Origin of the sequence: Luteibacter sp. RCC_6_2 (genome assembly GCF_041360655.1) — a bacterium.
Taxonomy (GTDB): Bacteria; Pseudomonadota; Gammaproteobacteria; order Xanthomonadales; family Rhodanobacteraceae; genus Luteibacter.
In genome coordinates, this window is sequence record NZ_JBFUPQ010000002.1 from 228,118 (window position 1) to 254,481 (window position 26,364).

28 protein-coding genes are annotated in these 26,364 nt (G+C 65.9%); all 28 read right to left on the bottom strand.

Going from position 1 to position 26,364, the window contains the following annotated elements; genetic code table 11:
- Positions 1–2 precede the first annotated feature (2 nt).
- The 28 genes from flhB to flgF all read right to left on the bottom strand — a co-directional run bounded on the left by flhB (position 3) and on the right by flgF (position 26,348).
- Positions 3–1,145, bottom strand: a complete 1,143-nt coding sequence (gene flhB, locus AB6730_RS02820; RefSeq protein WP_371022143.1) for a flagellar biosynthesis protein FlhB — start codon at positions 1,143–1,145, stop codon at positions 3–5.
- A 7-nt stretch (positions 1,146–1,152) separates the two neighbouring features.
- Positions 1,153–1,920: a flagellar biosynthetic protein FliR gene (gene fliR / locus AB6730_RS02825; RefSeq protein WP_371022144.1), complete on the bottom strand. Its 768-nt coding sequence runs from the start codon at positions 1,918–1,920 to the stop codon at positions 1,153–1,155.
- A complete protein-coding gene (gene fliQ / locus AB6730_RS02830) occupies positions 1,920–2,189 on the bottom strand; it encodes a flagellar biosynthesis protein FliQ (RefSeq protein ID WP_306851675.1) in 270 nt (89 codons plus the stop codon). The genes fliR and fliQ overlap by 1 nt, the downstream gene beginning before the upstream one ends.
- Positions 2,186–2,974, bottom strand: coding sequence for a flagellar type III secretion system pore protein FliP (gene fliP / locus AB6730_RS02835; protein WP_371022145.1), 789 nt, complete (start codon positions 2,972–2,974; stop codon positions 2,186–2,188). Before fliP ends, fliQ begins: the two co-directional genes overlap by 4 nt.
- Positions 2,971–3,384, bottom strand: a complete 414-nt coding sequence (fliO, locus tag AB6730_RS02840) for a flagellar biosynthetic protein FliO (protein ID WP_371022146.1) — start codon at positions 3,382–3,384, stop codon at positions 2,971–2,973. Before fliO ends, fliP begins: the two co-directional genes overlap by 4 nt.
- 5 nt (positions 3,385–3,389) lie before the next feature.
- Positions 3,390–3,722 (bottom strand): flagellar motor switch protein FliN, encoded by a 333-nt coding sequence (gene fliN, locus AB6730_RS02845; RefSeq protein WP_371022147.1) that lies wholly within the window; start codon positions 3,720–3,722, stop codon positions 3,390–3,392.
- 378 nt (positions 3,723–4,100) lie between these two features.
- Positions 4,101–5,117 (bottom strand): flagellar motor switch protein FliM, encoded by a 1,017-nt coding sequence (fliM, locus tag AB6730_RS02850; RefSeq protein WP_371022148.1) that lies wholly within the window; start codon positions 5,115–5,117, stop codon positions 4,101–4,103.
- Positions 5,118–5,133: 16 nt separating this feature from the next.
- Positions 5,134–5,625, bottom strand: a complete 492-nt coding sequence (gene fliL / locus AB6730_RS02855) for a flagellar basal body-associated protein FliL (RefSeq protein WP_371022149.1) — start codon at positions 5,623–5,625, stop codon at positions 5,134–5,136.
- A 203-nt stretch (positions 5,626–5,828) separates the two neighbouring features.
- Positions 5,829–6,923 carry a flagellar hook-length control protein FliK gene (locus AB6730_RS02860; RefSeq protein ID WP_371022150.1) on the bottom strand — a complete coding sequence of 365 codons (1,095 nt, stop codon included), beginning with the start codon at positions 6,921–6,923 and terminating at the stop codon, positions 5,829–5,831.
- A 5-nt stretch (positions 6,924–6,928) separates the two neighbouring features.
- On the bottom strand, positions 6,929–7,381 hold the full coding sequence (gene fliJ, locus AB6730_RS02865) for a flagellar export protein FliJ (RefSeq protein WP_371022151.1): 453 nt from the start codon (positions 7,379–7,381) through the stop codon (positions 6,929–6,931).
- On the bottom strand, positions 7,381–8,742 hold the full coding sequence (gene fliI / locus AB6730_RS02870) for a flagellar protein export ATPase FliI (protein WP_371022152.1): 1,362 nt from the start codon (positions 8,740–8,742) through the stop codon (positions 7,381–7,383). The genes fliJ and fliI overlap by 1 nt, the downstream gene beginning before the upstream one ends.
- Entirely contained in the window at positions 8,739–9,404 is a 666-nt protein-coding gene (locus AB6730_RS02875) for a flagellar assembly protein FliH (RefSeq protein ID WP_371022153.1), read from the bottom strand. Before AB6730_RS02875 ends, fliI begins: the two co-directional genes overlap by 4 nt.
- Positions 9,404–10,393, bottom strand: a complete 990-nt coding sequence (gene fliG, locus AB6730_RS02880; RefSeq protein WP_371022264.1) for a flagellar motor switch protein FliG — start codon at positions 10,391–10,393, stop codon at positions 9,404–9,406. Before fliG ends, AB6730_RS02875 begins: the two co-directional genes overlap by 1 nt.
- A 13-nt stretch (positions 10,394–10,406) precedes the next feature.
- Positions 10,407–12,116, bottom strand: a complete 1,710-nt coding sequence (gene fliF, locus AB6730_RS02885) for a flagellar basal-body MS-ring/collar protein FliF (protein ID WP_371022154.1) — start codon at positions 12,114–12,116, stop codon at positions 10,407–10,409.
- Between the two features lie 37 nt (positions 12,117–12,153).
- Positions 12,154–12,483, bottom strand: a complete 330-nt coding sequence (gene fliE / locus AB6730_RS02890; protein ID WP_371022155.1) for a flagellar hook-basal body complex protein FliE — start codon at positions 12,481–12,483, stop codon at positions 12,154–12,156.
- 67 nt (positions 12,484–12,550) lie between these two features.
- Entirely contained in the window at positions 12,551–13,969 is a 1,419-nt protein-coding gene (locus AB6730_RS02895; protein WP_371022156.1) for a sigma-54 dependent transcriptional regulator, read from the bottom strand.
- Positions 13,970–14,254: 285 nt separating this feature from the next.
- The gene (locus AB6730_RS02900) at positions 14,255–14,836 is read right to left on the bottom strand and encodes a PilZ domain-containing protein (protein ID WP_371022157.1); all 582 of its coding nucleotides are present in this window, start codon (positions 14,834–14,836) and stop codon (positions 14,255–14,257) included.
- A gap of 29 nt (positions 14,837–14,865) precedes the next feature.
- On the bottom strand, positions 14,866–15,162 hold the full coding sequence (fliT, locus tag AB6730_RS02905) for a flagellar protein FliT (RefSeq protein ID WP_371022158.1): 297 nt from the start codon (positions 15,160–15,162) through the stop codon (positions 14,866–14,868).
- The gene (gene fliS / locus AB6730_RS02910; protein WP_371022159.1) at positions 15,159–15,575 is read right to left on the bottom strand and encodes a flagellar export chaperone FliS; all 417 of its coding nucleotides are present in this window, start codon (positions 15,573–15,575) and stop codon (positions 15,159–15,161) included. The genes fliT and fliS overlap by 4 nt, the downstream gene beginning before the upstream one ends.
- Positions 15,576–15,597: 22 nt before the next feature.
- Positions 15,598–16,956, bottom strand: coding sequence for a flagellar filament capping protein FliD (gene fliD / locus AB6730_RS02915; protein ID WP_371022160.1), 1,359 nt, complete (start codon positions 16,954–16,956; stop codon positions 15,598–15,600).
- Positions 16,957–17,095: 139 nt separating this feature from the next.
- Positions 17,096–18,538 carry a flagellin gene (locus tag AB6730_RS02920; protein ID WP_371022161.1) on the bottom strand — a complete coding sequence of 481 codons (1,443 nt, stop codon included), beginning with the start codon at positions 18,536–18,538 and terminating at the stop codon, positions 17,096–17,098.
- 294 nt (positions 18,539–18,832) lie between these two features.
- Positions 18,833–20,029, bottom strand: coding sequence for a flagellar hook-associated protein FlgL (gene flgL, locus AB6730_RS02925; RefSeq protein ID WP_371022162.1), 1,197 nt, complete (start codon positions 20,027–20,029; stop codon positions 18,833–18,835).
- A 5-nt stretch (positions 20,030–20,034) separates the two neighbouring features.
- Complete coding sequence (gene flgK, locus AB6730_RS02930; RefSeq protein WP_371022163.1) at positions 20,035–21,909, bottom strand: flagellar hook-associated protein FlgK; 1,875 nt, start codon at positions 21,907–21,909, stop codon at positions 20,035–20,037.
- Between the two features lie 34 nt (positions 21,910–21,943).
- A complete protein-coding gene (gene flgJ / locus AB6730_RS02935; protein ID WP_371022164.1) occupies positions 21,944–22,945 on the bottom strand; it encodes a flagellar assembly peptidoglycan hydrolase FlgJ in 1,002 nt (333 codons plus the stop codon).
- Position 22,946: 1 nt separating this feature from the next.
- Positions 22,947–24,047 carry a flagellar basal body P-ring protein FlgI gene (locus AB6730_RS02940; protein WP_371022265.1) on the bottom strand — a complete coding sequence of 367 codons (1,101 nt, stop codon included), beginning with the start codon at positions 24,045–24,047 and terminating at the stop codon, positions 22,947–22,949.
- Positions 24,048–24,070: 23 nt separating this feature from the next.
- A complete protein-coding gene (flgH, locus tag AB6730_RS02945) occupies positions 24,071–24,751 on the bottom strand; it encodes a flagellar basal body L-ring protein FlgH (protein ID WP_371022165.1) in 681 nt (226 codons plus the stop codon).
- An 8-nt stretch (positions 24,752–24,759) separates the two neighbouring features.
- Positions 24,760–25,545, bottom strand: a complete 786-nt coding sequence (gene flgG / locus AB6730_RS02950) for a flagellar basal-body rod protein FlgG (RefSeq protein ID WP_371022166.1) — start codon at positions 25,543–25,545, stop codon at positions 24,760–24,762.
- Between the two features lie 62 nt (positions 25,546–25,607).
- Positions 25,608–26,348, bottom strand: coding sequence for a flagellar basal-body rod protein FlgF (flgF, locus tag AB6730_RS02955; RefSeq protein WP_371022167.1), 741 nt, complete (start codon positions 26,346–26,348; stop codon positions 25,608–25,610).
- Positions 26,349–26,364: the final 16 nt, after the last annotated feature.

Below are 26,364 nucleotides of genomic sequence, written 5' to 3' on the forward strand. Positions count from 1 at the left end.
CGTCAGTTATCCATGCGGTAAGGGCCGAGCAAATCCGGATCGATGTCCTGCTCGGGTAGATCGGGCGGGAGGTCGCCGACGGCGATCGCCTGCTTCAGCCGGAACACGTAAGCCAGGATCTGGGCCACGGCGATGTACAGCGCCGCGGGGATCTCGCGTCCGATTTCCGTCGTGTGATACAAGGCGCGTGCCAACGGAGGGGCTTCCACCACCGGAACCTTCGCCCCACCCGCCACATCGCGGATCTGCTGGGCGATCACGTCCACGCCCTTGGCCACCACGCGGGGCGCTCCCATGCGGTTTTCGTCGTATTTCAGGGCCACGGCGAAGTGGGTCGGGTTGGTCACGATCACGTCCGCCGTGGGGACGTCTTCCATCATCCGCCGGCGCGCCATCTGGTGCTGCATCTGACGGATTTTCGACTTCAACTCGGGGCTACCCTCGCTTTCCTTGTGCTCGTCCTTCACTTCCTGCTTGCTCATCTTCATCTTCTTGGTGAAGCTGAACTTCTGCCATGGCGCATCGACCAGCGCGATGGCACCGAGCGCACAGGCGAAGACGAGCGAGGCCTGGCCGAAGATGGAGAAGGCCTGCGCGATGCCGACGCTGACCGGACCGGTGCCCACGGTGTACATGTCCCTCGTCGAGCGAAGCAGGAACCAGACCAGCGCGCCGCCGATAAGCACGAGCTTGAGCAGCGACTTGCCCAGCTCCACCAGGCCGTTCACCGAGACCAGGCGCGAAAATCCCTTGATCGGATCGAGCCGGTCGAATTTTGGAGCGAGCGCCTGGGTGGAAAAATTCAATCCGCCCATGAGGGCCGGCGCGGCGATCGCGGCGACCGCGGTCACGGCGAACACGGGACCGAGCAGCTTGAACCCTTCCAGGGCGGCCGTGGCCAGTGCGCGATACACGCCATTGCTGGCGAAGAGGTCGTCACGGCTGTAGCGCAGGCCCACGTGCATGATGTTGGCCGCGTGCACGGACATCTGGTCGCGCGCGGCGATCAGGGTGGTCACGCCCGCGAGCACCACCACGGCGGTGGAAAGATCACGCGAACGCGGCAGGTCGCCCTTCTCGCGCGCTTCGCGAAGGCGCTTTTCACTAGGCGCTTCGGTGCGGTCTTCCTTGTCGGTCTCGCTCATGGGCGTGTCACCTCCCCATGAGCTGGCGCATGGTGTCCCATGCGGCCGTTTGCAGCGAATCGAACGCACCCGGCAGGGCGCGCAGCGCAAGCCATACGGCCAGCAGGCCGAGGCAGATCGTGATGGGGAAGCCCACCGCGAAGAGGTTCATCGACGGTGCCGAACGGCTGATCGCGCCGAAGCCCAGGTTGACCACGAGGGTCGCGGTGAGCGCGGGCAGCGCCACGCGCACGGCGCCGCCGAACAGGTGGCTGGCGAAGGTCAGCACACCCCAGATACCGTTCGCGCCGATGCCCTGCTCACCCACCGGCAGCGTGCGGAAGCTGTCGGCGAGCAGTGAAACGAGTTGCAGGTGGCCATTCATCACCAGGAACAGCAAGGTCACGAGCATCGTGTAGAACTGGCTCAGCACCGGCGTGGTGCCGCCGACGCCCGGGTTCACCGTCTCGGCGAAACCCAGGCTCATCGCCTGCGACACGAGCTGCCCACCGAACGACACCGCTTCGAACACCAGCTTGAGGACGAAGCCCAGCGAGGCGCCGACCAGGATCTGCTGCGCCAGCGTGGCCACGCCCTGCGCGGACATCGGCGCGATGTCCAGCGGCGCCAAGGGGGCCAGGACCATGGTCAGCAGCAGCGCCAGGCCGAGACGGATGCGCACCGGGATCATCGTCGCGCTAAGCACCGGCGCGACGAGCAGGAGGCCCGAGACCCGGGCGAGCGCCCACGACGCCCCGCCGACCCATGCTTCGAGCTGGCCGAGGTCGATCGGCATCAACGCACCGCCTGGGGCAGGTTTTCGATCAGCGTGCGGGTGAACTGCACGAGCGTACGCAGCATCCAGGGGCCGGCGATGATCATCACCAGCGCCATGGAGATGAGCTTCGGGATGAAGCTCAGCGTCTGCTCGTTGATCTGCGTCGCGGCCTGGATCATGCCGATGAGGAGGCCCACCGCCAGCGCGGTGAGCAGCAGCGGCGCGCCGATCAGCATCGCGATGTGCAGGGCCTGCTGGCCGAAGCCGATGACCGTTTCCGGAGTCATTGGAAAAAGCTCCCCGCAAGCGTCCCCAGCAGCAGTGTCCAACCATCGACCAGCACGAACAGCATGATCTTGAACGGCAGCGAGATGATCATCGGCGAAACCATCATCATGCCCATCGACATCAGCACCGAGGCGACGACGAGGTCGATGATGAGGAACGGGATAAACAGCAGGAAGCCCATCTGGAAAGCCGTTTTCAGTTCGCTCGTCACGAACGCCGGCAACGCCACGCGGTAAGGCACGCCATCCCTGTCAGCGTATGGCTGCTCGCCGGCGAGCTTGGTGAACAGCTGCAGGTCCGGGTCGCGGGTCTGTTCGAGCATGAAATGGCGAAACGGCGCGGCGGCGAGCGGCAGCGCTTCCTGCACGCTCATCTGGCCGTCCATGTACGGCTTGATCCCGGCGTCGTAGGCCTTGTTGATGACGGGCGTCATCACGAACAACGTGAGGAACAGCGACAGGCCGAGGATCACCTGGTTGGGCGGCGTGCTGTTCGTGCCCAGCGCCTGGCGCAGGAAGCCGAGCACGATGATGATGCGGGTGAACGAGGTCATCATCAGCAGGATGGCCGGCAAGGCGGTCAAGGCCGTCATCAGCGCCAGCATCTGGATCGACAGCGACCAGGTCTGCGAACCGTTGGCGCCCGGCTGCACGTTCAGCAGCTGGATGCCCGGCGGCTCGGCGGCGAACGCCGCGGCGGGCACGAACAACAAGAACAGCACCACCAGCCACGACCACCGTACTTTGTGGGAGCGGACCCTGTCCGCGATAGCCACGGCCTTCATGAGCGCTTCCACTGTGCGAGCACGTCACGGAAACCACGCACCACCGGCGTCGCCGAAGGCGGCGCATCGTCCGGTACCGGCGTGGCGAGCACATGCAACGTACGCAGGCCACCCGTCGGCGAAGCCCCGACCAGGAGCTGCGTGCCGCCCACTTCCAGCAGCATCACTTTTTCCTTGATGCCGACCGGCATCGACTCGATGACCCGGATCTTCCGGCCGCCGGGGCGCACGCGCGCCTGGGCACGGCGGCCGAACCAGCCGACGAAGAAGATGAGCGCCACGACGCCGAGCAGGCTGACCAGCACGCGGAGCAATTCCGCACCCGAATCGACCGCCGGGGCGGCGACAGGAGCCGCCATCAGGGCGCAGGGAAGGAAGCCACCGGCGAAGGCGGCGACGGTACGGCGCATGGAAATCACCGAAGCTTGCGGACGCGCTCGGCCGGGCTGATCACGTCGGTCAGCCGGATACCGAACTTCTCGTTGATGACGACGACTTCGCCATGGGCGACGAGGGTGCCGTTGACGAACACGTCGAGCGGTTCACCGGCGGCGCGGTCGAGCTCCACGACGGAACCCTGGTTGAGCTGGAGAAGGTTGCGGATGCTGATCTTGGTCCGGCCCACTTCCATGGCCATGGTGACCGGTACGTCGAGGATGACGTCGAGGTTCACTTCGTTGCCGAGGCCGATGGACGAGGCCAGCGTGGCTTCGTTGGTGTTTTCGATTTCGTCGAGGGTGGCGTTCATGTCGTTCCAGTGTTTGCGTTGCCGAGGGGTTCGAAACCCTATGAAGCAAGCCGCGTGCCATGGAGTGGACGCCTGTGGAACGGTGATGTTGCCCAGGTGGATCAGGCACTTAGTGCTACGCCGGGGATTGGCTTGAATGGGTGACCCGTAGCGGCAGACGGAAAGCTGACGCTCGACGGCAGTTAGTCACCGTGACGGACCATTGGCGGCATGAGGGGGTGTGCCGCCTGCCGGCGGATCGCCGCTGAAGCGGCTCCCACCATGCACGGCAAGCGTGGCCGGGGGCCGGCTCACAAAGTGACGTCGGGCCAGCTTGGTGACGTCGGGCCAGCTTGGTGACGTCGGACCGGGTTGGTGACGTCGGCCGGCTTGGCGATGTCAGGCCGGCTCGATGGTCGGCTGGGTGGGTACCGTGGAGGAGCGGGGGGCCGTGCGGCGAAGCAGCGATTCGAACTGGATCGCCTTGTTGCCGCTGGAACTGGCCATGCGTCCGCGGAAGATGGGCACGTCTTCCGCGAAGACCGTGGCCGTCTCGGGCAGGTTGATCGGAATGACATCGCCCTTGCGCAGGTGCAGGAAGTCGCCGATGGTCAGGCGAGCCTCGGCGAGCATGGCGGTGACCTCCACTTCCGCATCGAGGAGTTCCTCGTGCAGGTTCTGTATCCAGCGGTCGTCGCGTTCGGCTCGGTCGCTCTGCACGCCCGCGTCGAGCAACTCGCGAATGGGCTCGACCATCGAGTACGGCAGGGTCAGGTGCACTTCGCCGCCACCGCCGTCGAGTTCGATATGGAACCTCGACACCACCACCGTCTCGGTGGGGCTCACGATATTGGCGAACTGCGGGTTGATCTCCGAATTCAGGAACTCGAAGTGCATCTTCAATACCGGTGCCCAGGCCTCGGCCATGGCGCCGAACGCCTCCTGGAGCACGATCTGGATCACCCGGTTCTCGGTCGGCGTGAAGTCGCGACCCTCGATGCGGGCGTGATAGCGGCCGTCGCCACCGAAGAAGTTGTCGATGACGGTGAAGACCAGGCGCGGTTCGAACACCATCAGGGCGGTGCCGCGCAGGGGCTTGATGCGGATGAGGTTGAGATTGCTCGGTACCGCGAGCGAATGCACGTACTCGTTGAACTTGGTCATCCTCACGCCGAGGACCGACACCTCGCACGACTTGCGCAACACGTTGAACAGGTTGGCGCGGAAGTAGCGGGCGAAACGGTCGTTGACCATTTCCAGCGTGGGCAGGCGGCCGCGGACGATGCGGTCCTGCTGGGTGAAATCGTAATCGAGGATGCCGCCGGGCGGCGGAAGATCGACCTCGGTCTCGACCGCGCCACCTTCCACGCCCGCCAGGAGGGCATCGATTTCGTCCTGGGTAAGGATGTCCGTCATGGCTGCGAGGTTCCCGTCACTGCATGATGAAGCTGGTGAAATAGACCGCATCCACGCCCGGGCGGCCGATCTTTTCCTTCAACACGCGCTGGATCTCGGCCAGGGCGGCGGCCTGCAGCTTCTGCTTGCCCTTCACGTCGGACAGCGACTTCATGTCCTGGGCCGAGAACAGCATCAGCAACGCGTTGCGGATCTCCGGGTCGGCCTGCTTGGCGGCGGCGATCGCTTCCGGATCGTGCGACATCACGTTCACGCCCACTTGGAGGAAGCGCAGCGCCGCCTCGTCCTGGAAATTGACCACGAAGGCGGGATCGAGCTGGAGATAGACCGCCGGTTTCGACCTGGCCGCTTCCGCGGCATCTTCACCCGGCTTGGCATGGCCGCCTTTCAGCATGAACCAGCCGCCGGCGCCACCGGCGGCCAGGACGACGAGCGCGCCAATGAGCAGCAGGCTGCCCTTCTTCTTTTTGCCGGGAGTCCCTTCGGCTTCTTTCGGTGCTGCGGCCATGCGTGAAAAACCTCTCGATACGGAATGCTGTGACGATAACGCCCGGAGACGTACCGCCGATGGTGCGGGTGCTGCAAACGGCGTGCCATCAGGGCGAACCGCTTTTCAAACCGATGCAGGGCGTCGTGGCGCGATTCGCCGGGCCCTGCCCCTCGTGATCAAGTCGACAATTTGACGATCGTCGACTTTACGTCGGCAGCGCGTCAGGCGACTTCGTCGACCAGCCCGCGCGAAACACGTGACGTCACCACCGTCGTGGCGGCGCCGGCCGCCTCGGTGTCGTTGCCCTGGCCGCTCGTGCCCTGCCCGCCATGCTCGCCACCGTGCTCGGCCTGGCGCTGGCCGACATCGGCTTGTCCCAGCGAAAGACCGTGATGGGCGAGCATGCTGTCCAACTGCGACAGCGTCTGCTGGACGGCGTGTACCGCCGCCGGGTGCTGCGCCAGGATCGCGACGTTGACCTTGCCGCCCTCCAGGCTGACACGCACATCCATGCTGCCGAGTTCTTCCGGGTGAAGCTTGATCCGAGCCTCCTTGACCTGGCCGGAGCCCATCCATGCGATCTGTTCGCCCAGTTCCTGGGCGAACTGAGGCGAGGTGGCCGGTTGCGTGGCCTGCACCTGCACGACGCGCACGCCGCCCTGGTCGAGTCCTTGCGCATGCGCGAGGGGCATGGGGCTGACGGCATCGGCGCCGGGCGAAGCATCGTCCTTCACTGCCGGGGCATCGCCCGACGCGGCCAGCAGCGAGGCAAACGGCGAGGCGATGGCGGCGGCCGCGCCGCCGCCGAGGGAACCCGACGAAGCGGCGGCACCGAGCGGAGCCTGGGCGCCATCCTTCAGCGCGGCCGCTACATCCATCGCCGCTTCCGTTCCCGGCAAGGCACCCGCCAATGCGGCAGCCGAACCGAGCGCCTCGCCGGCGACCGCCGCTCCATCCTTCAGCGTGCCGAGCGCCTTCGTCGCCACATCGGTCACCTTCGGCGGCACGCCGATCAGCGACAACATGGTGGCGGCGATCGACGCGTCGTCCTCGGTCTTGTCTTCCTTCTTCGCCGGCTCGTCCGCGTCGCGCACGGCGTCCTTCGCGACCGCGGCCTTCGCCACCGGCGCGGCATCGCCGCTTGCCGCGGGTTCCTTCGCCGGCTTGCGTGAATCGGGCGCATCGGCGTGCGCTGCGTCCAGCGCGGCGTCGAAGCGCTTCGACGGGGGCGTGGCGTCCGCGTCGCGGCCCGTCGCCGGCGGAACGGCCGGGGCGGAGGAACGGGAAACGTTGAGGGCGAGCGTGGCGTTGTTCATACGGGTTACTCGTTCAAATCGGTCGGCGTGGATGGACGTGGCTGGCGTCGATGTTGCGAGCGTTCGTCGGCCTGTTCCTGCTCGCGGCGGTCCTGTGTCTTGCGTTCCTGCTCGCGATATTTCGTCGTGACCGAATCCAGTGCCTTGGCGCGGCCACGGGCGTCGGTCCAATCCTGGCGCGCCCGCTCGAGCGCGCGTTCACGGCGTTGCACCTCACCCAATTGCTGCACGATGGCCATGTCGATCTTCTGCAGGAACTGTTGCCGGTTGAGCAAGGCGCTCACACCGATGCCATTGGGCATCTCGGCGTACTCGTTCCTGTAGCGGCGCAGTTCCGTCAACTGGTGTTCCGCGTCGGCGAGCGCGCGTTGCTGCACGGCCAGCGCGCGCGTGGCGTCCTCGGCCTTCTCGGTGGCCAGGTCGACGACGGGCTGGAGGCGATCGGCGCGCGAGGGCATCAGCCGGTCGCCGTGGTTTCAGCGAGGCCGGCTTCGGCCTCCTGGAGGTTCACCGGCACTTCGGTTTCCTGTTGCAGGAAGGCCGAGAGCCGCGGGTAGAGCGCGATGGCTTCGTCGGTACGCGGATCGCTACCTTTCTGGTAGGCGCCCACGGCGATCAGGTCACGCTGCTGGCGATATGCCGAATACACCTGGCGAAAGCGCTGCGCCGAGCGCATGTGCTCCTTGCTGACGACGGCGGGCATCACGCGGCTGATCGATGCCTCGATGTCGATCGCGGGGTAGTGTCCGGCCTCGGCCAGGTCACGCGACAGCACGATGTGGCCATCCAGGATGGCTCGCGCGGAATCGGCGATCGGATCGTGGCGGTAATCGTCACCCTCCGTGAGCACGGTATAGAACGCGGTGATCGAGCCGCGGCCTTCCGCGTCGTTGCCTGCCCGCTCGACCAGCGCGGGCAACATCGCGAACACCGACGGTGGATAACCCTTGGTGGCCGGGGGTTCACCGATGGCCAACGCGATCTCACGCTGCGCCTGGGCGTAACGGGTGAGCGAATCCATGAGCAGCAGCACGCGCTTGCCCTGGTCGCGGAAGTACTCCGCGACGGCGGTGGCCACCTGCGCGCCGCGCAGGCGCGACAGCGGCGGGGCATCGGCCGGCGCGGCGACGACGACGGCGCGGCGGCGGCCTTCCTCGCCCAGCGTATGGTCGACGAATTCCTTCACCTCGCGGCCGCGCTCGCCGATCAGGCCCACCACGACGACATCGGCGTTGGTGAAGCGGGTCATCATCCCCATCAAGGTCGACTTGCCGACGCCCGAGCCGGCGAACAGGCCGATGCGCTGACCACGGCCGACCGTGAGCAGGGCATTGATCGCCCGCACACCGGTATCCAGGGGGGTGTCGATCGGCTGGCGGAGCATGGGATTGATCGGATCGCGACGCAACGGAGCGCGTTCGCGTGCGAGCAAGGGCCCCTGCCCGTCCAGCGGTACGCCGTCCGGCCCGATCACCCGTCCAAGCAGCGAATCACCCACGGGAATGCCCGAGACCGAGGCCACCGGGATGACCCGCGCATTCGGCAACACGCCGTGCATTTCGCCCGTGGGCATCAACAACAGGCGACCGTCCGAAAAGCCGACCACCTCGGTTTCCAGTTGCTTGCCATCGGCGCCCGCGACCATGCAACGGGCACCGACCGGCGCCTCGCAACCCACCGCCTCGAGCGTCAGCCCGACGACACGTCGAAGCTTGCCTTCGGCCTGCAAAGGGCGGACATGCTCGGCGCCGGCACGCTGGGCGGCCAACGATTCGCGCCAATGCGCGTTGCGTGCGGCGACGTGGTCGATCGTACTCATGCCGCGCCCGTTTCATCATCGATGGACGTATCGACGCGCCCCTGCAGCACGCTATCGACCACGGCCGCGAGCCGGGTGCGCACGCGGGCATCGAGGCGCGAATGCTCGCTCTCGAGACGTACGTCGCCGCGTTCCAGCATCGGGTCGTCGACCACCGTGCCTTCATGGTCGAGCGACGAACGATGCTCGCGCACGATGGCGGCGTCGGCGGGATTCAGGTGGATCTTCAGGTGGCGCGTGGCCGCTGGCAGTGCATCGACCGCCTGGCGCACCACGTCGAGGATCTTTTCCGGCCGCGTCGAGATCTCGTAACCCAGCACACGCTCGGCGATGACCGTGGCCAGCATGGCCAGGTCGCCCGCCACGTCGTTATCCAGGTCGGCGAACGGCCGTTCCACCGCCGCGAACAAGGCGTCGAGTCGCGCGACTTGCGCGGCGAGTTCCCGCTTCGCCATCGCGCGGCCTTCGTTCAGGCCCGCATTGAACCCTTCCTCGCGCGCCTGCCGTTCTATCGCCTCGATCTCGGCGACGGTCGGCCGGTGCGGGCCCTCGTCCATCGCTTCGTCGCGCGCATCCGGCGCATCGGGCGCACCGACGACGGGGAGTTCCCAACGTTCGAACTGGCCGACACGCTCGCGTGCGAGGATGGAGGTCAGGCTCATCAGACGAATTCTTCGCCGCCGCCGGCAAGGTTGATCTGGCCCGCATCAGCGAGACGCCGCGCCGTGGCCAGCACTTCCTTCTGTGCCGCGTCCACCTCGGAAAGGCGCACGGGGCCCTTGACTTCGAGGTCGTCGCGCAGCATGTCGGCGGCACGCTTGGACATGTTGGAGAAGATCTTTTCGCGGATCGCGGATTCCGCGCCCTTGAGCGCCGTGATGAGGCGTGCGGACGGAACCTCGCGCAACAGCGTCTGCATGCTGCGGTCGTCCAGTTCGGCGAGGTCGTCGAACACGAACATCAGTTCCTCGATGCGCTCACCAAGACCCGAGTCGATGCCGCGAATCGAGGCCATCAGCTCGGCTTCGCGCGAGGTTTCCATCGCGTTGAGGATATCGGCCGCGGCCTTGAGGCCGCCCACGCTCGCCGACTTCAGCTTGTTCGAATTGCCCGAGAACTGGCGCTCCATGATTTCGTCCAGTTCGTTCAGGGCGTGCGGCTGCACGCCGTCGAGCGTGGCGATGCGCATCACCACGTCGCTGCGTGTGCGCACGGGAAGATAACCGATCACTTCCGCGGCCTGGTCGGACTCGAGGTGGGCCAGCACCAGCGCGATGATCTGCGGATGCTCCTGGCCGATCATCTCGGCGATGGCCCGGCTTTCCATCCACTTCAGCGATTCCAGGCCCTTGCTGCTTCGGCCCAGGAGGATACGATCGATGAGGCCACCGGCCTTGTTTTCGCCCAATGCGTTGACCAGGATGCGGCGGATGTATTCCTCGGTGCCCACACCGATCGAGGTATGCTGGCCGACATCTTCCTGGAGTTTCGTCAGGACGAGGTCCACCTGTTCCTTGGTCACGTTCTTCAACGCGGCCATGGCCGTGCCCACGGCCTGCACGTCGCGTGCGCCGAGGTGCTTCAGGATGGACGCCGCGTCTTCCTCACCCAGGGTGAGAAGCAGGATCGCCGCCCTCTGTGCGCCCGTCAGGGCCTCTTTCTGTTCAGCCGCCATCGTCGGACACCCAGCTCTTCACGACTTGCGCCACCTGTTTCGGATTTTCGGCGGCCATGCGCTTGGCAAGGCCCACCTTCTGTTCGTAGGCCAGCAACGCGGGCGAGCCGAGTTGGGCCTGGGACGTGCTGACACGGTCCGGCGTCATGTCGTCGTCATCGACCATCACCGAGACACTCGGCATCGGTCCCGCCAGCGCGACGTTGTTCATCGCCAGCGGAGCGGGCTTCAACAGCCCCTTGAGGATCGGGCGCAGGACGAAGAACCCCACCAGCAGCGCGATCATCACGCCCAGGCCCTGCTTGATCAGGTCGAGCATGCCAGGACGTTCCCAGAAAGGCGCGCTGACCGGTGCTTCTTCCGCGGTGGCGCCATGGAAGGGTTCGTTGATGACGCTGACGCTGTCACCGCGCTCGGCGCTGAAGCCCACGGCGTTCTTGGTGAGTTCGGTCAGGCGCGACAATTCCTCCGGCGTGAACGGCACGCTCTTGGTCTTGCCGTCCTTGTCGGGCATCTGCTTGTTGTCGACCACCACGGCCACCGAGAGGCGGGCGACCTTGCCCGCCGGATCGGTGACATGGCTTACCGTGCGATCGAGTTCGTAATTGCGCGTGGCGCTCTGGGTCTGCTGCGTCGGCGTCTGCGCGGTCTGCGTGGCGGCTGCCTGTGCGCCCGGCTTGGCGGCGCCCGCGGCGGGGTTGGCCGCCGTCGCGTTCGCGCCCGTGTTCGGGGGCTGGTTGCTCAATGCGCCCGGCACGCCGCCGTTGTTAGCCGGCTCGGTACGCGTATCGCTATTGGTCTGCTCGCTGCGCAGCGCCGGATTGTCGTGGTTGAAGGTTTCGCTGGCTTTCTCGGTTTGCGAGAAATCGAGATCGGCGAAGACCTGGGCGCGGACCTTGCCCGCGCCCACGAGTGGCGTGAGCAGGTCTTCGACGCGCTGCGTGTAGGTAGCTTCGATGCGGTTGGACAGGCGAAGACGGCTGTCGCCGATGGCCGAGGCGCTGTCCGGGTCGCTCACTGTAAGAAGGTTGCCGCCCTGGTCGATCACCGAGACCTGGCGGGTATCGAGGTCGGGCACGCTGGCGGCGATGAGGTGGACGATGGCGGCCACCTGGCCCTGGTCGAGTTGCCGGCCCGGATACAAGGTGACGACCACCGATGCGCTGGCCGGCTTGTTGTCGCGGATGAACGCCGACGGCTTGGGCAAGGCCAGGTGCACGCGCGCCGCACGCACGGATTGGAGGCCGGCGATCGTATTGGACAGGTCGTTCTCGAGCAGTGACTGGTAACGCGAACGCTCGGCCATGTCGCTCATGCCGAACGGCGAGTCGGCCTGCGGAATGGCGCTGGCGGCACTGCCCTGGGGCAGCCCCTGGCCGGCCAGCTTGAGGCGGACGCCGGCGACGTCCGCGGCGGGCACGAAGATCGAGCTGCCATCCGAACTCAGCGTATAGGGCGTGTTGCCTGCCTGCAGCGCCTGGGTGACGGCGGCGGCATCCTTCTGCTCCAGGCCACCATAAAGCAGCCCGTAGTTCGGCGCGCGCGACCACATCACCGCGGCGATGCCGATAGCGACGGCACCGGCGATACCGGCCAGCATGAAGATCTGCCGCGCCGCGGGCGTCTGCGCCAGCGACTTCAGCGAGTCCATGCGTGACGCGTTATTGCTGTCCGTGGTGGCTACGCCGTTATCTGCCATGGTTCGACTCGAATCCTGTCATTGCGCTCATGCCGAATCAGATCGACATGTTCATGATTTCTTTGTAGGCATCGACCATCTTGTTGCGCACCTCGGTCATCGCGCGGAACGAGAGATCGGCTTTCTGCCCCTGGATCATCACCTGGGCGAGATCGACACCCGGATCGCCGCGCTCGAATGCCGTCGCCATTTTTCTGGCTTTGTCCTGGCTCTGCGCCACGCCATCGATCGATTGCTTGAGCAAGTCGCCGAACGAACCCTTCGCCGCCGGGGCGGCTTCGCCCACACCGCGCAGGGCGGGCATCTCGGTCTGCGCACTGATACGGCGCATCTGGAGCAGGAGGCTGTTGACGTCGATCGTGGTCATGACGGTTTTCCAACGCGTTATCGGCTTTGCGTCACCCGATGCACGACCTGTGCCAAGCGGCGGGTTATCAGCCCGCCTGGACCGTCTCGGACAAACCGTACTTGCGCAGCTTCTCGACCAGCGTGGTGCGCTGGACGCGGAGCAGCTTGGCGGCGTGGGCGACGACACCGTTGGCGGAGTTCAAAGCCTGGCGGATCAGGCCGATCTCGATGCCGGCAAGGTGATCCTTGAGATCCAGGCCGCCCTGGGGCAGGACCGACGGGTCGCCTTCGCCGGCGTAGCCGAAGGTCTCGGTGATTTCCGGTTCGGCTTCCATCATCGCGATGAGCGCCGCGCCCGAGACTTCCTCGACCGGCAGGACGCCCCGGTACTTCTCCGGAAGGTCGGCCGCGCGGACTTCGCCGTGGGGCATGAGGATGGCCATCCGCTCGACCAGGTTCGACAACTCGCGCACGTTGCCCGGCCAGCCATAGCGGCACAAGGCGCCCATGGCGCTCGGCGAGAAGCGGATCGACGACAGGCCGCGCTGGACCAGGCGCTGGTTGAACTCGGAAATCAGTGCCGGCAGGTCTTCGAGGCGCTGGCGCAGAGGCGGCATCTCCAGCGGGAACACGCTGAGGCGATAGAAGAGGTCCTCGCGGAAACCGCCGCGCTCGATGGCGTCCTCGAGGTCGCGGTGGGTGGCGGCGATGATGCGCACGTCGCAACGCTGCGGACGGTTCCCGCCCACCCGCTCGAACACGCGCTCCTGCAACACGCGCAGCAGCTTCACCTGCATCGGCAGGCTCATGTCGCCGATCTCGTCCAGGAACAGCGTGCCGCCCTCGGCCATCTCGAAACGGCCCTTGCGGGTGCTGATCGCGCCGGTGAAGGCGCCCTTCTCGTGGCCGAACAGTTCGCTTTCGAGCAGTTCGGCGGGAATCGCGCCGCAGTTGATCGCGACGAACGGCTTGTCGCGCCGCGGCGAACAATCGTGGATGGTGCGGGCGACGAGTTCCTTGCCGCTGCCGGACTCACCCAGCACCAGCACGCTGGAATCGAACGGCGCGACCTGGCGGATCAGCGCGTTCACGCGCTGCATCGGTCCGGACTGGCCTACGAAACGGCGGCTGGACGGTATCGGTTCCATGCGCGACTGCAAGGCGCGCAGTGCTTCGGACAGGCGCTCGTAACGCAGCGGCATGTCCACCAGTTCCACGTGCTGGCTGCGCACGTCGTCGGCGATCAGCGAAGTGGCGAGCGGAGAGTCCGCCGCGACCAGCAGCGGCAGTTGGCGGCCGCCACGGCCGAGCGCGGAAAGGTAGCCTTCCAGTTCGTTCTCGTCGTCCACCATGCCGACATAGGCACCGCGCCAGCTTTCCGATACTTCGGCCAACTGCATCTGCTTGGCCAGCACCGGGCGGTAGCCGAGGAAGGCCAGCGCGGAAACGATGCTGTCGGCGCGGGCGGTGTCGGATTCGACAACGAGAAAATTGGAAGACTTCACCTGGAGTACCTCGCATGACGTGTGGTCGAAGGCCGTGGAACGGTTCCGCGATGGAATCCCGTCGACCTCGTTGCAAGGTATCAATCAAAGAGCGTGCCAACGTCGGAATTCCGGCGCACGACGGCTGAAATGCACGTGCTACCGCGGCCCTTCCGGCTGTGCGCGAAATCCGTTTCGATGGCCGCCGGACGAGCTGGAAGGCGCCTGGTGTCAATCGTGACGACAGGCGTCACGAATGTGACGCGGGACGCCACGCGACGTTCCGATGTCACGTGACGTAAAAGGTCACATCGCGTCCGAGGCGCCTTCCGCAGGTCTTGCCTGGGCCCGTGCTTCGGCGATCTGCCGCCTGTGCTGACGGAAAACCAGTCGTTCCAGGCCATCCCGCACGGCTTCGGACAAGCCCTCGAAGCCGATGAATCCCTTGCCGTCCAGCGGGCCGGCAAGGCGCACGCCGGGCAGTTCCAATGGCAGCGCGCGGCACACGTCGAAATGGATCTTGAGCAGGACGGGCTGGCCTACGGGAGGCAAGCCATGCCAGGGCAGTACGGCACCGGCCGCGTTGAAACGCAGCGGCATCCGCGGCGGCAAGCCCGATTGCGGAAGCAGGAGCCGGTTCACGATCTCCATCAGGACGTTGAGCTTGGCGTCGAGCCGGCCCACTTCCTGGGATAGCGGGCTGTCGTCCTCGGCGGGATCGCTGCGGCGATCCATGAGCGCCGACACCGCGACCAGGACGCTGGCGTTGCGATCGTTGATGAGGGACAGCGCGGCGGCGTCGGGCCGCTCGACGGCATCGCACGTGGCGTGGAATGCCGCGTCCCAGGCGACGCGATCGGAGAATGCCTGCCAGTCTTCGCCGCTCATCCGCCCTACCCCCTGCCGAAGATCAACGTTCAGAAGGAACTATACGCGGCCACGGCCCGGCGTACCCGGCGGGAGGCATCCCATGCGACGGAAACCTCGTCGCGGGCCACGGAGACGAGATCCTTGATGAGGCCGTCGAGCAGCATGATGGATTTCAACGACTCAAGGGTCTCCGGCGCGGGACGCATGCTGCCGCCCCTGAGGATCGGCTCGCGCTCGGCCTCCAGTTCCGCCAGCTCGTCCCAGCGTCCTTCGGCGGCCGCGGCATGCATGGCCTCGGTCAGACCGAGGACGCGGTCGAGGTCGCACCAGACGACGCCGGTCACGCTCCCGCTCCGGCAGGCTGACGGGCGTCGACGGGAATCGCGATCCAGCTTTCGCGGATCTGCCCGAGCAGGCGGGTCACCTCGTCCAGCGCGTCCGCGTCGTTGTGCAGGTTGGCGTGCAAGAGGCGGCGGCTCATGTAGTCGTACAGACTATCCAGTTGCCCCACCAGCGGCGACTTCACCTCGTGGTTCAGGGCGGACTGCAGCGCCCCGACGATTTCGATGGCCTTCGAGATGGCCTCGCCCTTGCCGGCCACATTCCCGGTCACCATGTGGCCGAGGGCGAAGCGGATCTTCTCCAAAGCACCGTCCATCAGCATGGTGATGAGGCCGTGCGGGTCGGCGGTTTCGATGCCGCCTTGCGTACGGACCTGCTTGTAGGCGCCTGCGCCCTGGGAATATCCGAGTGCCATGAGTCTTTTCCTGGGAAGGCCGTCAGCTCTTGCTGGTGGTCAACGCGTCGAACTGCTGCTGGAGGAAGCTGCTGGTATTGCTGAGCTTGGTCATCATCGTGTCGAGCGCCGTGTACTGCTTGGTCAGGCGGTCGGAATAGGCCTTCATCGTGACGTTGAAGTCCGTTTGCTGCTGGGTGAGATCCTTGGCCTTCTTGTTCAGGTTGGCCGTGCGCTGGGTCAGGATGCCGCTGGACGAGGTCCAGCTGGTGATGAGCTTGTCCAGCTTGGGCGCGATGCCATCGCTGCCGCTGAGCAGGCCCTGGGTCTCCTTGGGATTGGTCGCGAGCGCCTTGGCCAGCTTGGTCGAATCGAACTTCAACGTACCGTCGATCTGGAACGCCACACCGAGGTCGCTCAGCGATTTCGGACCGGCGCCGGTGCCCGTGGACTGCGAGCCGACCAGCGAGGTGATCTGGCTCTTGATCGAGGTCAGCGTCGCGTCGCCGATGAGGGCGCCGACCTGCTGGTTGGTCGCGTCGTACTTGGTCAGCGTCTGGTAGGTGGAAACGAAGGCGTTGTAGGCCGCGACGAAGGAGGTGACGGCCGTGGACACCGCGGAGGGATCATTGGCGATGGTGACGGTGCTGGTACCCGTCTTGGACAAGGCGAGGGTGACACCGTCGATGGCGGTGGCCACGGTGTTCGACGAGCTCGTGGCGGGAAGACCGTCGATGGTGAACTCGGCATCCTGGGCTTTGACCGTCGCCGCATCGGTCGCTGGATCGAAGTTCAACTGAGACAGGTTGCCGTCGCCGCCGCTGGAGCTCACCGTGAAGGCGTTTGCCGCACCGGTGGAGGTGGACGTCAGCACGAGATGCGCGCCGTCGGTACCCGTGACGATGCTGGCGGTGACGCCCGGATTGTCCGAAGCCTTGTTGATGGAATCGCGGATGTTTTCGAGCGAGTTGGCGCCGGATGCGACGTTCAGGCTCATCGACTTACCGCCGATGGCGATCGTGAGCGTACCGGTGCCCACCAGGGTCTTGCTGGTGGCGAAAGCCGTCGAGGTGGTTTTCTGCGAGGTGGCCAGCTTGCCGACGACGATGTTGTACGTGTTCGGCTGGGCATCCGCATCCGCCGTGGCGGAAAGGATCGTCGAGTCACCGACGGAGGTCTTCTGCGTCGTGAACGCGCTGCCGTCCGTAAGTGCCTTCATCGCGTTCTGCAAGCTCGTCAGCGACGAGGTGAAATTGCCGATCGCGGAAATCTGGGTGGTGTTCGCGCTGACCTGGGCAGCCAGGGCGCTGTCCGTCGCCGAGCGCTTGTTGTTCGTCAGGTTGGTGACGATGCTCGCGACGTCGATGGAACTGGAACCGAGGGTGATGGGATTCGTCGCCATGAAGCTCTCCTGGAGGACGCCTCACTGCCCTGGGCGCCAATTTGTCGGCGGCTGGCTCCCTTTCGAGTGCCAACCGCCGACAACTAAGCAATTACCCTGCCAAACCCGGCGTTAACCGGATTTGGCGGTGTGACGCCTGTTACTGGAGCAGCTTGGAGACGATCTGCTGGGCCTGGTTCGCCTGGGCGAGGACCGACACGCCGGCCTGCTGCAGGATCTGGGCCGAGGACATGTTCGCCGTTTCCTGGGCGAAGTCGGCGTCCGTGATGGCGGACTTCGACGAGGTCAGGTTCTGCGAGATGTTCTGCAGGTTGGAGATCGTCGACTCGAAGCGGTTCTGCACCGCACCGAGGTCCGAGCGGAGGTCCGAGACCGACTGCAGCGCCGCGTCGATGCGGTTGATCGTCTGGTTGGCGCCGTCGACCGTCTTGACCGAGGAGTTGGCCAGGGTGTCGGTCGTGGAGACCGCCAGCGTACCGGCCGTCAGGCCAGCGTCGGCCGGAGCCGTGCCACCCACCGTGATCGCCTTCGCCGAAGCGAACTTCACCGCGCCGTCGGAACCGACGTAGGCGTTGATGCCCTGGCCCGACTTGGCGTTGATCGCGTCGGCCAGGTCCTGCGCCGAGTTGTACGTGCCGGCGAGGTCGAACGAGGCGTTGTCACCGACCTGCAGGGTGACGGCGCCGGCGGCGAGCGTGACCGGGGTCTTATCGCCGATGCTGACGCCAGCGGTCGTGGAGGTGGTGCCGAAGATCGACGCATTGGCGCCGGCAATGACCGGAGCCGTCGCGGTGTTGCCCGTGGCCGTGCTGGTGAACTCGATGCGGCCCGTCGTGGCGTTGACCGAAGCCGTGGCCGTGGCGCCGGCGCCCAGCTGCGTGTTGATTTCGGCAGCGACGCCAGCGGCGTCCGTCAGGTCCGTGGTCAGGCTGACCGCGGTGCCGTTGACGGTGAAGTTTGCGGGGACTGTCGAGAAATCGGCGGTGGCCAGGGCCTGGCCGGCCGTGGTGACGGCGCCCGAGGCGGCGGTGGCCGTGAACGCCAGCGAGGCGGAACCGGAGGCCAGCTGGCCGACCTGGTTGGCCTTCATGCCCTGGTTCAGGCCGACGGTGATCACTTCACCGACGTTGGCACCGACCTGGAAGCTCAGCGAGTTGGCCGAACCGTCGAGGACCTTCATGCCGTTGAAGTTGGTCTGCGTGGCGATACGGGTGACTTCCGCCAAGCGCTGCTGGACTTCGGCGTCGAGCGCGGCGCGGTCGCTGTCCGAGTTCGAGGCGTTGGTCGACTGGACGGCCAGTTCGCGGATGCGCTGCAGGTTGTTCGTGACTTCGTCCAGCGCCGATTCGGTCGTCTGCGACAGCGAGATACCGTCGTTGGCGTTCTGCACGGCGCGGTTCAGGCCGTTGATCTGCGTGGTGAAGCGGGTGGAGATGGCGAGGCCGGCGGCGTCGTCCTTCGCGCTGTTGATGCGCATACCGGAAGACAGGCGCTCGATGGCCGAGGACAGCTTCGTCTGCGAGGTGCTCAGGTTACGCTGAGCATTCAGCGACATGATGTTGGTGTTGATGGTCAGAGCCATGGGATTGATCCTTTGTAAGCGGAACCGAAATGCCGGAGGTTGTGCGGCGTAGTCCGGCGGGGTTCCGTTAGGGAAGCCTTCCGCCTCAGAGAGGTTTACGGCACGCCGGGAAGAAACTTGAGAACTTTTTCTACCTGTCAACCACTTTCTTGATCAGCACCCGTCAATGACGCCTCGCCGGCCGCTGTCAGGGTTCCTTATCGGCACGTCCGGCCCGGGGTTTAGGCCTCATTGCAAGAAAAAAGGCGGCCTCGCGGCCGCCTCCAATGCACTGCAAGAGGATCGACGCGTTTCTTATTTGAGGTAGTTGAACAAGCTCAGGTTCTGCATCTTCACGTACGACTGCTGCGCGGCGTCCAGGGCGGATTGCTGCTGGGTGAACTTGCTGATGGCGCTGGCGTAGTCGAGGTCCTGCAAGCTGGACAGCGTGTCGGCGTATTGCAACTTCACGTCCGCGCCGATCTGGGTCTGCTGGTCGAGCGTGTTCATGCGCGCGCCGATCTTCGTGCGCGTGTCGAGGAAGCTGGTCGCGGCCTGGTCCAGGTTCTGCAACTGCGCGTTGATCTGGTTGTTCATCGCCGCGCCGCCACCCGGTGCCTCGAAGGCGTTGATGATGCCGGCCACCGAGGAGAAGACGTCCTGCGACGACGAGGGGCCCACGGCGAAGGTGTCGCCCGTGGCCGGGTTGCCCGTGACATTGAGTTGCGCGCCCTTGAAGGCGATGGTGCCGGTGTCGCCCGTGTACGTCCCCGTGGAGATGACCGTATTGGTCGGGTCGTTGACGTCGCGGATCTCGTAGTCGGTGGCCGAGGTGAAGGTGATGCTGTAGCTGCCGCCGTCCCATGCGCTCGCATCGGTGACCGAGGTGGCACCCACCACGGCCGTGCCGGTATTGGTGGCACCCGCGCTGGTGACGAAGGTCCCGTTGCCGCCGCGGATCGACATGAAGACGTCGGCGCCGTTGTCGCCGGTCGCGACCTGCAAGCCCGCCGCCGCGGCGACCATGCGCTGGCCCTGGTCGCCGCCATAGTTCACGCTCAGGCCGTCGATGGTGAAGGGCTGGGTGGTGGTACGGTTGCCCGCGAAGATGTATTCGCCCTGCCCGTCCTTCGTGTTGCCCAGCGCGACCAGTTGTTGCAGCGTCTGCCGCAACTCCGTCGCGATCGATTGCCTCGATTCGTCCGTCTGCGTGCCGTTCATGCCTTCCAGCGTGAGCGAACGGATACGGTCGAGGATGTCGCCCGCCGACGAAAGCGACTGCTCTTCGACGGACAGGCGCGTGGTGGCCGACTGGATATTGCGTGTGTACTGGTCGTTCTGAGCGCTGGCGGAATTGGTGTCGACGGCGCGCGCGGCGGCCGCGGGGTTGTCCGCGGGGGTCTGGATCGCCTTGCCGTTGCCCAGCGAAAGCTGGGTCTGCGACATCTGGTACTGCCTGTCGAGCATCGAGTCGACGGCTTGCTGCTGGCCCCAGGAAGTGGAAATACGCATGGTCGTCAGCCCCGCACGGCGGTCATAAGGGAATCGAAGATGGTGTTCGCCGCGTTGATCACCTGCGCGGATGCCGCATACGCCTGCTGGAACCGCAGGAGGTTGGCCGCTTCTTCGTCCATGTTCACTCCGGAAAGGCTCTGCTGCGATGCCATCGCCTGGTCGAGGATGCTCTGCTGGGCGTCGAGCGCGGTGTTCGCCTGCGCGCCCGCCGTGCCCACCTGGGCGATCAGCTGGCTATAGGACTTGCCTACCGTGGTGACGCCGTTGTCGAGGACGCCCTTGTTGGCGACGTTCGCGAGCGCAAGCGCATTGCCGTTGTCACCGCTGGCCGAACCCGCCGGCTTCACGGTGAACGTATCGTTAGCGGCCGGCACACCGGAAAGCTTGAGCGTCCACCCGTTGCCGGTGATCGTGTCGCCGTCCGCATAAGTTTGCGGTGCGCCACCATTGATGGTGTACGTGGTCGGCGAGGTGAAGACGATGTTGGCCGGAGTGCTGAACGCCGGATCGGCGACATTGGTGACCGTGAGGGCGCCCAGGATGGCCTTGCCGGTGTTGCCGGAGGCCTTGGTCGCGGCCAAGGGACCCGATGCGGCGATCTTGTTGGTGTCGCTGACCGCCACGCTCATGGTGGAGGCGGCATTGCGCGTCGGCTGGATCTGGAAGCTGTCGCCGGCCTGGGGCGTGCCACTCGGCACCGAGATCGCCAGCCCGTCGATGAGGATGGGGTCTCCCGCGGCGCCCGTGCCCGTCGACGGCACGGTGACGCCGGCCGACGTCGTCACCGACCAGCCGGTTCCGTTGTAACGCATGATGTAGTCGGCGCTGCCGAGCTTGCCCACGTCGGTCACGGTCGCCGTGACCTGGGCGTTGCCCGTATTGCCTGTGTTGTTGAACACCGCAGGATCGCCGATGGTGAAGAAATCCCCACCCGCGTCGCCGTTGAGGTCGATACCCTGCGCATGCTGCTTGTTGAACGCGTCAGTGAGGGCGATGGCCGACCGGCCGAGCTGGTTGCGCGCCGGATCGAGCACGTTGGTGCGGAAATCGAAAGTCGCCCCGAGCGAACCGGAACCGAGCTGGCCACTGATGACGGAGCCGCCCGGTCCCACCACTTCCATGCGCGAGGAATCGTAGGGATTGGCGGCGGTGCTCAGCTTGGTGGCATCGGTGCCATTGACCAGGGGTTGCCCGTTGCCGACCGATACCGTGACCATGTGGTCGCTGCCCTGGGTGACGTTCACCCCCACCACTTGCGACAGCTGCGAGATCGCCTGGTCACGCGCGTCGAGCAGGTCGTTGGGCGCGGCGCCACCCGCATAGGCTTTCTGGATCTGTCCGTTGAGGTCGGCGATGCTCCGCGCCAGGCTGTTGATGCTGTCGACGGAGTTGCTGATTTCCTGGTTGGTCTGCTGGTCGATCTGCTGGAACTGCGACGACAGCGAGCGGAACGTGGAGACGAGGGTGCTCGCCTTGCCGATCAAGGCCTGGCGGCTCGCGGTGTCGACCGGTGCGTTGGCCAGGTCGCTCACGGCGCCGAAGAAGCCGTCGAGCGCGGTCTGCAGATTGGCCGAGCCGCTGACCGCGTTGTTCACCGAGGCGGTCAGGCTGGCGTATTGCGTGGCGCGGCTCTGGCCGGAGTTCGCCGACCACACCGACTGGGTGAGGAACTGGCTGTAGGCGCGCTGGACGCTGACCGCGTCGGCACCCTGGCCCACGTAATACCCGCCGTTGTACTGCGGCGCGCGCGCGTTGAACGACGTCGTCTGCCGCGTATACCCGGCCGTGTTGACGTTGCTGATGTTGTGGCCGACGGTGGACAGGCCGACTTGCGATGCAAGCAGCCCGGAGACGCCGGTGGAGAGCAAGTCGGCCATCGTTATTCCTTGTGATCTTTCATGGGCCCGTGTCTTACAGGTCCGCGGCGATGTGCTTCAGCGCGGCGAGCGCCTGCTTCATCACCGGACCGTTGGCGATATCGGTGAGCTTCTGCGCATAGCTGGGGTCGGTGGCGTAACCGCCCTTGACGAGGGCATGCGCGAAGCCGGCCACGTCGTCGCCCCGTCCCACGGCACCCGCATAGCGAGGACTGTTGGCGACCAGGTCGGCATAATCCTCGAACGAGTCGGACGGCGAGTCGTAGGCGCGAAAACTGTCTTTCCGGCGCACGGCGACGCCGTCTTCGTACTCGAGCGTCGGCACGTTCACGCGCTTGCCATCCCAGCTGCTGCCCGCCTTGATGCCGAACATGTTGAAACTGGTGGTGCCGCCCTGTGCCGGCAGATGCTTGCCCCAGCCTGTTTCCAGGGCGGCTTGTGCCAGCAGCGCGCGCACGGACACACCGAGCTTCTTCGCCGCCTCGATGGCATGCGGCGCAAGCTTCTGCACGAAGTCTTCCGGACCGGAAATGGACAGTTTGCCGACCGCGCCCGCCACCGCGTTCGCGCCATCGCCCACGGCTTTTCCGGCGCGGCCGAGCATCCGCTCCAGCGAGTCCATGAGGCCGCTGTCCTGGTCGGACGGCGACGAGACGGCGGCGGCGGTGCTGGCGTCGCCGGTGACACCGGCGAACAGGTCGTCCGGCGAACCGGCCTTCGACGTACTGCCGCCCAACTGGCGGATAAGCATGTCGGCGATGCCGATTCCCTTGCCCTGCGACAGCGTGAGCGACAACTGGTGATCGAACATGTCCCGATAGGCGTCGGCCGCCTGCGAGCCCATGATGTCGTCGCCCATCGCGGCGCTGGCGTCGCGCATGGACTTCAGCATCATCTGGGTGAAGATGGACTCGAACTGTTTCGCGACGGTCGGCAGGGCCGCCTTGGAGTCCTTTTGCGCAGCCGACCGCAATCCGGCGAACGCGGACATGTCCGTGTAGGTGCCGAGCCTCTGGGTGTCGACGGCGGCGGCCATGTCAGATCACCACCAGTTCCGCGTGCAGCGCGCCGGACTGCTTCAGCGCCTGCAGGATCGAAATGAGGTCGCTCGGCGACGCACCCACCTGATTCACGGCACGCACGATGGCGTCCAGGCTGGTACCCGGGCCGAACTTGAACATGTGGCCGCCTTCCTCGCTCACGGCGACCTGGCTGCTGGGCACCACGGCGGTCTGGCCGCGGCTGAACGCGCCGGGCTGGCTGACCTGCGGTTGCTCGCTGATGGTGACCTGGATCGAACCATGCGCCACCGCGGCCGCGCCCACCTTCACGTCGGAACCGATCACGACCGTGCCCGTACGCGAGTTCACGATGATGCGGGCCGGTGCGTCGCCCGGGGTGACTTCCAGGGCCTGGATGGTGGACAGCCACGACACGCGCTGCGAGGGGTCCAGCGGCGCGCGCACGGCGACCGACGCGGAGTCGATGGCGTTGGCCGTACCTGCGCCGAAGCTCTGGTTCACCGCCTGGGCGATGCGGGAAGCCGTCGTGAAGTCGGCCGTGTTGAGGTTGAGCATGAGGTCGCCGCCCTTGTCGAAGGACGAGGCGACGCTGCGCTCGATACTGGCGCCACCGGGGATACGGCCGCTGGCGGAGATATTCACCTGCACGCTGGAACCGCTCTTGCCCTGGGCGCTGACACCGCCGACGACGACACTGCCCTGGGCGATCGCATACACCTGCCCGTCGGCGCCCTTCAGCGGTGACATCAGCAGTTCGCCACCACGGATGCTCTTGGCATTGCCGATCGAAGCCACCGTCACGTCGATGCGCTGGCCGGGCTTGGCGAATGGCGGCAGTTCGGCCGTGATCGTCACCGCCGCGGCGTTTTTCAGCTGCGGACGGACGTTGGACGGCACGTTGACGCCGAACTGCTGAAGCATGTTCTCCAGGCTCTGCGTCGTGAACGGCGCCTGGCTGGTCTGGTCGCCACTGCCATCGAGGCCGACGACGAGCCCGTAGCCGATCAACTGGTTGCTGCGCACGCCGCCCACCTGAACCAGGTCGCGGATGCGATCGGCCTGCACGGGCACGACGATGCCCAGGGCCAGCACGGCGGCGGCGCTGCGAACGAGCATGCGGAGGCGCTGCGTGGTCTTCATCAGAATGGCATCCACTTCGAATCGAAGAAGCGTGACAACCAGCCGCGCGTGTTCGCATCGGCCAGCGTGCCCTTGCCCACGTACTCGATGCGCGCGTCGGCGACGCGGCTGGACGCGACGATATTGTCGTTGCCGATGTCCTGCGGACGGACGATGCCGGAGATGCGCACCAGTTCCTCGCCCTGGTTGATCGTCAGCCACTTCTCGCCGCGGACCACCAGTGCGCCGTTGGACAGGCGCTGCGCCACCGTGACGGTGATCTCGCCGGTGAGCTGGTTGCTCTGCTCGCTGGAGCCGTCGCCGGCGAACGCGTTGCTGCTGGACAGGGAACTGTCGGCGGTCTTCCCACCGATCCGCAGGCCCTGGCCGAGCAGGGTCGGCGACGAGAGGGTGTTGCCGTTCTTCTTGTTCGTGCTGGTCGCGGCCTTCTTGCTGGCCTGCGTGGACTCGACCAGGGTGATGGTCAGGATGTCGCCGATGCGATGCGCGCGCGGGTCGGCGAACAGTTCCATCGACTGCTGGTCGGCGTAGATGGAGCCGGTGGCCTGCGGCTGCGCAGCCGGTTCGACGGGAAGCGTCGCCGTGTACATCGGCTTGGGCGTGGGCGGGACGATGGCGCAGCCACCGAGTGCTGCGAACGGCAGCGCGGCGACGAGAAGGCGGACGAGGGAACGGTTCATGACGTTTCTCAGGTCTTGTTGGAGATGAACTGCAGCATCTGGTCCGCCGCGGAAATCGCCTTCGAGTTCATCTCGTAGGCGCGCTGCGTCTCGATCATGTTCACCATTTCCTCGACCACGTTGACGTTCGAGGTTTCCAGGGAGTTCTGTTCGATGGTGCCCAGGCCGTTGAGGCCCGCGGTACCGGTCTGCGGCGCGCCACTGGCCGCCGTTTCCAGGTAGAGGTTGTCGCCGCGCGGTTCGAGGCCCGCCGGGTTGACGAAGTCGGCGAGCTGGATCGTGCCGATCTGCTGTGAAGCCGCACTGGCGGCGGTCGTCACGCTGACCGTGCCGTCGGTGCCGATGCTGATGGTCTTCGCGTTGGCGGGAATGGTGATCGCGGGTTCGAGCGGGTAGCCGTCGTTGGTGACGATCTGGCCGTCCTGGTCCTGCTTGAGGCCGCCGTCGCGCGTATAGCCGACGGTGCCGTCGGGCAGGGTCACCTGCAGGAAGCCACGGCCCTCGATGCGCATGTCCAGCGGATTGTCGGACTGCTGCACGCCACCCTGCTCGAACATCTTCTGCGTGCCGACCACGCGCACGCCCGTACCGAGCATGAAGCCGGTGGGGGACTGCGTCTGTTCGGTCGTCTGCGCACCGGCCTGGCCGCGGTTCTGGTAGGACAGGTCCTCGAACTCGGCACGCGAGCGCTTGAACGCGGTCGTGTTGGTGTTGGCCAGGTTGTTCGATACGACATCCATGCGCGTCTGCTGCGCATCGAGGCCGGTCTTGGCGATCCAGAGGGACGTGAACATCGTTGACTCCTGCGCGCGGGCGCTTTACGTGCCGGCGACGGTTTTGCGTCGCCCGGCGGTGGTTACCCCACCTGTAGCAATTTCGATGCCGACTGGGCGTTGTCGTCGGCGGTCTTGATCGAACGGACCTGCATTTCGAATTCGCGGGACAGCGAGATCATCTTCACCAGCACGTCGGAAGGATTGACGTTGCTCGATTCCAAGGCGCCGGCATCGACGCGCACGTTGGCGTCGGCAGGCGCCTGGGTACCGTCCTTCATGTGCATGAGGCCATCGCTGCCATACGCCAGCTGGTCGTTGCCCGGGTTGACCAGCTTGATCCGGTCGGTGGTGGCGACGGTGGCCGGGGTTTCGCCGAGCGGCACGACCGAGATCGTGCCGTCGGAGCCGATCTTCACACTGGATGCCTGCGGGATCGTGATCGGGCCACCGCCGCCAAGCACCGCGTTGCCGCGCATGTCCGTCAACAAACCGTCGGCGTCGATGCGCAGGTTTCCGGCACGGGTGTAGCCTTCCGTGCCGTCCGGGGTCTGCACCGCGATCCAGCCATCGCCCTGCACCGAGATGTCGAGATCGTTGCCGGTCTGCATCTGGTTGCCCGCGGTCATGTCCCAACCGGTGCCTTGTGCCACGCCATTGATACGCGTCTGCAAACCATCGCCCTGCACCGGCAGGCTCTGGAACGCCGACAACTCCGCCTTGAACCCGGCAGTGTTGGCATTGGCGAGGTTGTGTGCCACCTCGGCCTGCGCACGCATGATCTGCGTGGCGCCGGTCATCGCGACATATACGGAGCGGTCCATGGCGGAATCCTCGGGA